We start from the raw sequence: 10,338 nt of genomic DNA on the forward strand, positions 1-10,338 counted from the left end.
AACAAATGTTACCTTTCTGGCGCCGTTTTGCTGAGTCCGGCGTTAAGCCTATATGACCACCGACCCATTGCGCGCCGCCTACGACGCGGGCTTGAGAAGCGGTCTGGCAAAGGGCTTGCCGAATACGTGCCCGTTTGCTGTGCACGAAGCCATGGACGAGCGGTTCGCTTGGTTAAGCGGGTTTAGCGTAGGTAAAATCGTTCGGGGCGGGAAATCCTGAAAGCAAGACGCCGCACCCAGTCAACATTGTAATTTAGTCCAATTTTTTCGTTAATTACGAAATCACTGCACCCAGAGAACTGGCCGGCTCGTACAATTTTGCGCCGACCTGCGTATCCCCTTTCCTGCCTCCAAGTTTTAAACGCCGTCAGGACTGCGTCGCTCTCCCAACGCCTTGGGCGCTGCCAGACCGCTGCCGCCCTCCTGTCCAGCCATTTTGGACGTCAAATTTTGTGTCCGTTCCTCTGGTGCGGAACGGTCGCATGCGGGCTCACGGCACCGATCGGCCCGCTGCTTCCAGCTGACTACCCTCCCTATTGCCCTGCGCCACGTTGTCTAACGCTCTCGACTTTCCGACTTTTTCCATGGGAACTCACGCGTACTGCCCGTTGCCAAACCGGCAATGCTTGCTTGGAAGGCAGGGGAGCGGTTCGAGCGGCCTGACGCTACCCGCTCGCGAGAGTTACTCGGAGATCGAAGCTTGTGCTACTTTCGCTTGCACGGAAACGCGCGCTGTAGCGCGTCGCGTACCACGAACGACGGTGCGCTCGTCGCCTTCTTGCCCCGGGTCCGCAGATATTTACGCGCGGTCGCCATGACTTCGATGTTGGAAGAGCGCGTCGGCAACGGGCAAATCTGGCGGGCCAGCGACAGCGTGTCGAACGCCGCCAGGATGTAGCCTGTGCAGAATGTTGGCGCGGGGTCGTTGTCACTGCCGCGACACTGTTCGACGAGCTGATTGGTGGTGAGCGCGCTTACGACGACCGGTCGATCTACCGCCGCAGCAAGGAGGGCAAACGTCAACATCATCGTCTTCGTCCCTTTCAACGTCGTCCGGACCGCGATCCACCACTGTTCCTGCGTATCGGCAAAGCACTACAGCCATGCCGGGATACACCTACTCGCTCGCCAGGCCGGTCAGATACGGCAGCAGGCGCACGCGTGGGAACACCTCGTCGAGCGACTTGGTATCGGGCAGGATATAGACCACGCCGCCTTTGCGCTGAAGCAGTGGGCGGAGCTTCTTCGTGTAGAAACCGGTCCCCACATTGATGCAGCCGAAGCTGATCCGGTTGTCGTCAGGCGTCGGAGACAGCAGCCGTTCGACACGATGCTCCGACTTGTGTGTGGTGATCACCGCATGCAGTGCCACCGAATTCGTGTAATCCACCCAGAGCACTCGCTGGCGCCCCAGCGCCTTGCCGAATTTCGCGACGAACCTGCCCGCAGGCGTTGTCCGTTCGGCCGGGCCGATCTCTGCAAGGTTCTTCGCGCCCACTCCGGGAGACGAATCATCGCCTATGCCGACGCCCAGCAGGACAGGCGCATACCCCTGAAATTCGCCCTTGGCACTGAACAGGAACAACGTCGCCGTCGGCTTATCGATCACGACATAGGGTAGCGTCCCGTTGTCGTGGGCAGCCGTCACCCATGCGATCATACGGTTTGCCGCTTCCGATCGCATGGGCTCCGGGTCTTCGGTCACGTCCTCGGCCGGAACGGCCTTCGGGCGTGGTTTCGCTACGACCTTGCGGTCGCGGGTGTGCGACGCGGGGGGCGTTGCGAAACCCGGTTGCGCTGCAAGCACTGCGATCATGAGCGCCGCGGCTATGCCAGTACGCGAGGCGATACGGCACAGCCAGTCTACGGCGGCGATCCTGTTCAGCAGATTTGTCCCTTCAGGCAACCGAAGTACGCGATACTGCGCTTAGCCGCGTGGCTTGCGCTGCCGCTGCTGCATCTGCTGCTCCATGCCATCGACGCGACCGTTGATCTGGTCGATCCGCTGACCGTTCTGCTGTGCTTGACCGGCAGCAGCCTGAGCCTGTGCCAACGCCTGGCCGGACGTGCCCTCGACGGTGCGCAGACGCCCGTCCATGCCGTCGATGCGGGTGTTCACGGTAGCGATCTGCTCCCGGACGAAGCCCTTCGTGGCGCAACCGCCAAGGCCCGTGGCGCCGACCAGAATCAGCGCGACCGTGGTAAATTTAGGAAGATTGGAACGCATATACTCACCTCTCCGAACGTGGATCGCATCTTCCATCCCACGCCCGCGGCGCACGACAATCGATTTTAGTCGAGACGTGCGACTAATACGTCGGGGACCAAACGCTCGGGGCTTGCGTTGGCGAAGGTCCAGAACGAGGAAGCGGCCATGAGCCACGCGAGCAACATTGTTATCTGCGATGGACCCGATAGCCCCCACGCGTTCGACGTCGTACCCCTTCAGCCGCGTAATGGCAGCCTGGATGCCATGTGCCCGGTCTGCAAGGGCCGCGGGCAGTGGAATACCGAGATTGATCTCGTGAGCTTCCGGTGCAAGCGTATGGCGTGCGATCGGTGCCATGGTGCTGGGTGGGTAGAAACTGGAACCGATCCGATCGGCCTGCCTGACATCGAAGTTTCACCGCAAGGGTATCCCCGTTGGACGATCCGCTTCGAACCCAGCGACACGGACGTAGATGTCGACCCGGCCCAGCCTGGTCTGGCTAAAACGTAGGTCAGCGCCCTGATCGTCGCTAGATCAACCTAGGCGCCACCGCGCGTGTCGGGAACACTGGTCCGCGTACCGTCATCCGGTCGGCCGGATATGGCCGCTGCAACGACAGAACGTCGTCATAACTACCGGTCAACCACCGATCATAATCGTCCGGCCGCAGGATCGTGATCATGGCCTTGGGGTGGATCGGCGTCACCAGTTCGTTTGCGTTGCAGGTAACCATCGCGAAGTAGCGCTGTTCACCGACCTGCCGCCAGAAGCCGGCAATGGCGAACACAGGCTGATCGGTCACCCCGAACCACATCTCCCCCTTGATCGGCTTTTTGCCGTCGCCGAGGTCGGTAGGTTCACGCGCCCATTCGCAGAACTCCGTCAGCGGGATCAAGCACCGGTTGGCCGGATCGCTGACGAGGGACCGCCATTGCGGTAGGTGCAGGGTGCGCACGTTCGTCTATGCAACCTTGCGACCAGCCTGCTTTGCTTGCCCCGCCAGAACGTCCCATTCCATCACATCAAGCCCGCGGTGGTCACCTTCGTTCCGCACGACATAGGCTCGACCGAACGGACGCAACTCCTTCGGATCAAACCTGTTGTCCATCGGCTTGTCGGCAAGCCAGTCCGCGCCAAACCGTTCGGTTATGGTTTCCGGTTCGCCGTCAAATCGTGCTCGGTTACACATTAAAGGCTCACTCGACCGACAAGCGCGCCGATCACGAGCACGGTGCCGATGATCGCCCAGCCCTCCCATGTTCGAGGGGCCAACCGATCCCTACTACCTTCGGCTGAAACCATTCGCGCGGGTTATTCGTGATGGTCCCGATACCGCTGAGAATGGTCAAGGTCCATGATTGCCGGGCTACTCGAGCTCAACAAACAACCGTCTTCGTAAAAGGAAAAAGGGCCCATCCGGAGCTACGAGGAACCGGATGGGCTCAGTTCCATCATCCCAACAACCGAGACCAGTCACATCTCAAGTATGCGTTGGTTTGGGCGATGATCGCCGACAGCGAAACGGGGGGCCGTGCTGCCGACGTCTGCTTATCTAGCGCCATAACAGCGGCAGCTCTATTGACCCAAGTTTATACCAATCACCTTATTACAACAGGCGTCTCATGCAACCTAACGGCCCGTCGTCCGGTTGGCGAAGGACGGACCGACCAGTCACTTTCCGGAGACACCTGGCGTCGCGTCAACGCGGAAAACTCGTACCGGTTTCGCGGTAACGGCCCGCCTCGATAGCCAAGAGGATAAGAGGCGGGCCGACCAAGTCACTGCCAAGCAAACCCGGTCAACGTCAACGAAGCACCTTGGGGTTGTTTCCAACCGTCATGACGGCCCGCCTCAAACGTCTTGGGCCGTGAGGCGGGCCGGCCGGGACGGGTGGAGATTAAACCCCCCGGCTCCTGGTTAACGGATCACTCTCCAAATCGTCTCAAACAAGAGGACTTTTCCATGGCGACGGCATCGCAGCCGGAGTGGCTCGCGAGGCCGAACCTGATGATCGCGATCGTGGGCCCCCTCGCTCCTCGACCGACGCAAAGGGGGCTTTGCCGCCGGGTTCGCGCTTCAGCGCCAATTCTGCCCAGCCTCGCCCATGGGCGTTTGTGCATAAATCTGTGGGTAACTCGTGGGCAACTCGTCGGCTACCAGCTGTTTTAACTGCCGGTCCTCAACCTAGAGCTGTTTCAGGCGCCTCAGCTCGCCGACCTCGAGACGTCGTACACCTTATTCCAGCCGTAGAGATTTCTGCATTTCCACCTCCGTGCCCGAAGGCTTCTGAAGGTTAGAAAATCCTCGCTCAAAATAGACTAAAAACAGGGGAGACGTCAGGCCTTGTGACGCTCACCATCACAAAGGCACAATGAGGGGCGGGCGGATGTGCGGCGTCAGGTCTCCTGTTTTCGCGATGCGTCTGAGGCGGTTAAGGTTTTAATAACGAAGCTGTCATGTTCGCAGCATATTGCCTTCATAATCGACAAGCGGACGGCGAGCGCGTGTTCAGAAAGCACCTCTTAGTCAACCGATGTCGTCGCAATAGGAGGGCAGAGCATGGCTAGTTTGGGTGATATCGCGATCGTCGGTTATGGTGCCGACGCGGGGGTCAAGTCGTTCGCCTTCGTATTGTTAGCCGATCTGTCTGGAGAGACGATCATTTTTACCGACAATGGCTGGCGCGCTGCCGGTGGCTTTCGCACGGGTGAGGGGACGGTCAGCTACACAGTGCCTGCCGGTACGCCAATCGGCACGGTCGTGACAATCTCGGGTCTGACCGGTTCGTTTAATCCCTCCACGACGGGCGATTCGATCATCGCCTATGTTGGCGATGCAGCGAACCCGACGTTCCTGTTCGCGATCGATTTCGCCGATACCAACGCGGCCTATGCCGGCGATGCGACCAACACCAATACCAGTGCTGTCCCGACAGGCCTGACCTTTGGCACCGACGCGCTGGCATTTGCAGAGGACAATGCCGCCTATTCGGGGCCGCTCGAAGGCTCCAGGGCGGAAATCGTGGCAGCGATCGCTGATGAGACGAACTGGACGGTGAACGATGCCGCCGGTGTTGCCTATCCTGCAAGCTTCGCGGTCAAGACCGGCGCAGCGGGCCAATTCAGTGTCGCCGACGTCTTGGTGGACGAGGGCAATGACGGCGTGACCGAGATGGTCTTTACCGTCGAACGCATCGGCGGTAGCACCGGCGCAGCCACGGTCGATTATGCCGCGACGTTCGGCACTGCCGATGCTGTCGACGTGGCGAGCGCCCTGCCAACGGGTACCCTGACCTTCGCCGATGGCGAAACCAGCCGAACGCTACGGATCGCGGTGAGCGGCGATACGAAGTTCGAAGCGGACGAGACGATCGCCCTGAGTCTGTCGAACGGAACCGGTGCCGCCATCGCTGACGGTGAAGCGTCCGGCACGATCCGTAACGATGATATCGCGGCTGTGGCGGCGCAGCCGTGGATCAACGAGTTCCACTATGATGATGCCGGCGCGGACGAGGGCGAGTTCATCGAAATCACAGGAGCCGCAGGCCTTAACCTGACGGGCTATTCGATCGTCCTGTACAATGGCAATAACGGCGCGCCCTACAGCACGATAGCTCTGTCGGGGATCATCGCAGACCAACAGAACGGCTTCGGCACGATAAGCGTCTCTGCGACCGGCCTGCAGAATGGGGCACCGGACGGCCTTGCGCTGATCGGTCCGAATGGCGTCGTAGAGTTCCTGAGCTACGAAGGCAGTTTCACTGCGGTCGGCGGCCCTGCCGATGGGCGGATCAGTACTGATGTCGGCGTGATCGAGCCCGGCGATGCCGAGGGCACCTCGATCGGTCGCGTCGGATCGGGCGACGAGGCGTCCGACTTCACCTTCGCGCTGATTACCGACGACACCCCTGGCGTGATCAACGCGGGCCAAAGCTTCGTGGCAGCGGTTCCGCAGCTTTCGGTGACTGACATCAGCTTCTTTGAAGGCAATGCCGATGGCAGGACCGTCCAGTTCACCGTTGTCCGGAACGGTGCCGAAGGCGCGTTCAGCGTCGATTATGCGACCGCCGACGGCACCGCTACCGCTGGTGCCGATTACGTCAGCGCTTTGGGCACGCTGACGTTCGAGGCCGGGCAGGATAGCGCCGTCGTATCGGTCACCGTGCTGGGGGATACGATGGCCGAAGGCGATGAGACCTTTTTCCTCAACCTGACGAACCCGACCGGCGGCGCGCAGCTGAGCGATGCGCAGGGGCAGGCAACTAGCCGCAACGACGATGACCTCCCGCCGTCCGTGTCGATCAGCGACGCCAGCGTGATGGAGGGGGACAGTGGGCAGGTTTTCGCCACCTTCACCGTGACCCGCACCGGCGGTGAAACGCCGTTCTCGGTCGGATACCAGACGGTCAGCAATACCGCGACAGTAGGGATCGACTTCGATGCAGCATTGGGCGTGATCGAATTTGCTGCGGGCCAAACGAGCAGCACAATTACGGTTGCGGTGAACGGCGACGATTCTCCCGAAGCTACTGAAAGCTTCTTCGTATCGCTGTCGAATGCGACGAACGGAGCAACGTTAGAGGACTCGCTGGGCCAGGGTAACATCCTAACCGACGACGTATTCGCAATCCATGACGTCCAAGGTTCTGCTCACTTTAGCGCGCTCCTGGCGTCCGACGGCGTGACCGGCTTCAATACTCAGTCGATGATCACCGTCACCATTCAGGCCGTCGTCACCGCGGCCGACGGCGTCGGCGCACGTCAAGGCTTCTACCTGATGGAGGAGGAAGCCGACTGGGACATCAGCGCGCTGACTTCCGAAGGCATCTTCGTAATGACCCGCGACGATAGCAACAACGGACGCACGCTCGCGTCGGTCGCGCCCGACCTTCGGGCTGGCGACTTGGTCACCGTTACCGCGCACATCATGGAATACCAGGCCTTTGGCAACCTGCCGCGTACGGTGCTGATGGGGATCGAGGGGATCACGGTCGACGCCCGCAATCAGGCGTTGCCAACGCTGGTGCTGGACGGATCGGATGGCCGCACCATCCCGAATTCGATCCTAACCGACGAGGTGCCGAACTATTTCAATACCGGCACCGCCCCTGGTTTTGACCCGGAGAATGACGCGCTCGACTTCTTTGAGACGATCGAGGGCATGCACATCACCCTGCCCGACATGGTGGCGGCGGACGGCTTTGTCTCGACCACCGGCGGCGATCCATATTTTAAGGCCTATTCGACCGTCCATGCCGATGCCGACCAGATCAACAGCCGCGGCGGCTACACAGTCGCAGGCGATCCCGCGCTGTCGCCCCCGAACACGCCGGACGACCCGCAGGACGATACGCATAGCGGCGGCAACTACCTCCATGACGGCGACGTCAATCCGGATATCTTCGAGGTCGATTTCTCCGACTTCGCAACACCGGCTTCTACCGGTCTAGTCGATACGGTGTCGATGGGCGACAAGCTCGGCGATGTCACCGGCATCCTCGAATTCGACTTCACGGATCTCAAGCTGTTCGTGACGGAGCCTGTGACAATTGTGGAAGACACGACGCCGGTTCGGGAGGTCACGTCTATCGTAGCGGACGAGCGGGCACTGACCTTCGCGACGTTCAACGTCGAGAATCTTGACCCCACGGACGGCACTGCGCGCTTCGCTGCGCTGGCGGACGCAATCGCCAACAATCTTGATGCGCCCGACATCCTCTCGATCGAGGAAATACAGGACAACAACGGCGCCGCTGCGGGCGACGGTGCATCCTCTACCGGCACGGATGCGTCGCAGACGTGGCAGTTACTGATCGACGCGGTCAACGCCGCGACGGGCGAACGCTACCAGTGGGTGGACGAGGCGCCCGTGTACAATGCCGAAGGTGGTGAGCCGAGCGGGAACATTCGCGTCGGCTTCCTGTACAATACTAACCGCGTGCAACTCGGCAACCTGGCCGCTGACGCCAGTCTGGCCGAGCGTCGTGCGTTCACCGACCGCATTGGCGACGGCGTTCGCGATGCGAGCGACGCCATCGCCTTCGACGACAGTATGATAGCCGATCAGATCAACACGACGGACTGGACGAACACGCGTAAGTCGCTGCTGGGCGAATTCACATTCAATGGCAACGCGGTCTATGTCACTGCCAACCACCTGCCCTCGAAGGGCGGGTCGGGCCAGTTCTGGCAGATTGATCAGAACATCGAGGCAGGCCAGCCGGAAAACGCCGGCTGGGAGAAGCGCAACGAGATCGCCGACGATATCTGGCACATGCTCAATACCGTACAGTCCGGATCGTTGGGCAACCGCATCATCGCAGGCGGAGACTGGAACGACTTCTACTTTTATCGTCCGCTCGAGGCGGCGACCGGGTACGTCGACGCGAACGGCAATGCCCGAGAAGGCGGCGCGCGATTTGACAACCTGACGGTCACCGAACTGACTGAGGCAGAGCGCTATACCTACGCCTTCGACGGACGCAGTCAGGCGATCGACCACGTATTGGTGGATCAGCAGCTTAGCGCCGTCGCCAGCTACGACGTTGTCCACATCAACACCGGGTATAATAGCCAAGGCGGCGTTAATCCGGCGCTGTCAGATCACGATCCGGCGTTGGCGCAGTTTGACTTCCGCAGCTTTGCCGAGACCTTGAACGGCACCGGTGATGTAGACCTCCTCCAGGGGTTCGGCGGCGATGACCGGCTGTCGGGCAACGCCGGAGATGATGTGATCGAGGGGGGAGCGGGCAACGATCTGCTGACCGGCGGTCTTGGGAGCGACTCGCTAAGCGGCGGCCCAGGTTCTGATACATTCTTCTACGACGCGAAAGGCGCTGGCGGATTTGATCGGATCATTGATTTCGGCAGCGACGATTTCGTGGTGGCCACCGCGGCGTTCCGCGACAACAACCGGGACGGCATTATTTCTGCCGGCCCCAACGGGGTGTTCGACTTGGCAAGCGGCGGTTCGGTGGCGGTCGCTTCGCCAGCGGGCGGCACGGTCCGCTCGCTTGAATATGACGGTGCGTTTGTGCGGGGCGGAACGTCCTATTTCGTTTACAGCAACGTCGGATCGGCGACTGATCCAAACCGGGCGGTGGCGCAGTTTGCGAACGATGTCGTTGGCGGTCCTAACGAGACGCTGAACGGCACGACCGGGAATGATATGCTCGAAGGGCGGGACGGCAACGATCGCCTGTTCGGGCTGGCTGGCAACGACAAGCTGGACGGTGGCGACGGCAACGATTTGCTTATCGGCGGGCAGGGTAGCGACCTCCTGATCGGCGGCGCAGGGTCTGACACGTTCCTATACGAAGCCGCAGGGGCTGGCGGACGTGATCGCATTGCCGATTTTTCGGACAACGATTTCCTCGTCAGCCTAACCGCACTACCGGACGGGAACCGCGACGGCATCATCGCCGCAGGTCGCGGCAACGTGTTCACATTCGGTAACGGTTCGGTCGCACTCGAAAGCGCGGCCGGCGCTGGCGTCCGGTCGCTGGAGTTCGACGGCACGGTAATGCGCGACGGCACTTCGTACTACGTGTACAGTCTCGTTGGTTCGACGTTAGGTTCGGCGGCGGCGCCTGATCAAATCTGACGTGAGAGGTAGCAGAAGGCGCGGGCAAAACGCTTGCGCCTTCTCTACCATGATAAGCGGTCCGAGCATTGCCGGCTTCACGAGAGAGGGTGACCGGCCGCGCTCCAATGCGCATCAGAGCCAGTTGAGAACAGAGCTATCGTCGTGTGGTTATGAAGGTGCAGGGCAATGTCCCAGGCTCGTGTTACCCGCTCTCGATCGCACCAGCGCAGAACGGTAGCTAATACGTGCTTGCAGGTATAGCGCAGGTCGACTTTCGGGATTTTCCCAAGCCAAAGTGCTTTCACCAGGAAGCGACCGATTGAAGGTCTTCGGTCAAACTGGGAAGGGGCTGGGTGCTGCCGCCGGGGCAGGCCGCAATGACTCGTAAGCACATGTAAAATCATAATTATTTGCGATGCGTCAATAGCCTTCGTAATGCGGGGGTCACTGTTGTTGCCCCCTAAAGGCCTGACAGGGCCTCGCAGGTTTGCGCGATGAACTCGCGGGGTGATCGATAGCGCAAAGCGCGGTGCGGATGCGCCTCG

At 60.7% G+C, this 10,338-nt stretch carries 6 protein-coding genes; 1 reads left to right on the forward strand and 5 read right to left on the reverse strand.

The features are described 5' to 3' along the window. Positions 1 to 705: 705 nt before the first annotated feature. The 5 genes from ASE69_RS15015 to ASE69_RS23280 all read right to left on the reverse strand — a co-directional run bounded on the left by ASE69_RS15015 (position 706) and on the right by ASE69_RS23280 (position 3,398). Positions 706 to 1,029, reverse strand: coding sequence for a Rap1a/Tai family immunity protein (locus ASE69_RS15015; RefSeq protein ID WP_056488231.1), 324 nt, complete (start codon positions 1,027 to 1,029; stop codon positions 706 to 708). A gap of 88 nt (positions 1,030 to 1,117) precedes the next feature. Then, entirely contained in the window at positions 1,118 to 1,906 is a 789-nt protein-coding gene (locus ASE69_RS15020) for a hypothetical protein (RefSeq protein WP_235518817.1), read from the reverse strand. A gap of 21 nt (positions 1,907 to 1,927) precedes the next feature. Next, positions 1,928 to 2,566, reverse strand: coding sequence for a hypothetical protein (locus ASE69_RS23270; protein WP_321163581.1), 639 nt, complete (start codon positions 2,564 to 2,566; stop codon positions 1,928 to 1,930). A gap of 172 nt (positions 2,567 to 2,738) precedes the next feature. Continuing rightward, the gene (locus ASE69_RS23275; protein WP_321163582.1) at positions 2,739 to 3,164 is read right to left on the reverse strand and encodes an SOS response-associated peptidase family protein; all 426 of its coding nucleotides are present in this window, start codon (positions 3,162 to 3,164) and stop codon (positions 2,739 to 2,741) included. A gap of 6 nt (positions 3,165 to 3,170) precedes the next feature. Further along, positions 3,171 to 3,398, reverse strand: a complete 228-nt coding sequence (locus ASE69_RS23280; protein WP_321163583.1) for a hypothetical protein — start codon at positions 3,396 to 3,398, stop codon at positions 3,171 to 3,173. A 1,370-nt stretch (positions 3,399 to 4,768) separates the two neighbouring features. Here ASE69_RS23280 and ASE69_RS15040 point away from each other — a divergent pair. After that, positions 4,769 to 9,811: a Calx-beta domain-containing protein gene (locus ASE69_RS15040; RefSeq protein ID WP_082453142.1), complete on the forward strand. Its 5,043-nt coding sequence runs from the start codon at positions 4,769 to 4,771 to the stop codon at positions 9,809 to 9,811. Positions 9,812 to 10,338 lie beyond the last annotated feature (527 nt).

The sequence above is a fragment of the Sphingomonas sp. Leaf208 genome, from assembly GCF_001421415.1.
Taxonomy (GTDB): domain Bacteria; phylum Pseudomonadota; class Alphaproteobacteria; order Sphingomonadales; family Sphingomonadaceae; genus Sphingomonas.

Bases quoted from the DNA above. Each gene is read 5' to 3' on its own strand.
- ASE69_RS23280 (WP_321163583.1), bottom strand. From the start codon at position 3,398: ATGTGTAACCGAGCACGATTTGACGGCGAACCGGAAACCATAACCGAA.
- ASE69_RS15040 (WP_082453142.1), top strand. From the start codon at position 4,769: ATGGCTAGTTTGGGTGATATCGCGATCGTCGGTTATGGTGCCGACGCG.
- ASE69_RS23270 (WP_321163581.1), bottom strand. From the start codon at position 2,566: ATGGCACCGATCGCACGCCATACGCTTGCACCGGAAGCTCACGAGATC.
- ASE69_RS15015 (WP_056488231.1), bottom strand. From the start codon at position 1,029: ATGATGTTGACGTTTGCCCTCCTTGCTGCGGCGGTAGATCGACCGGTC.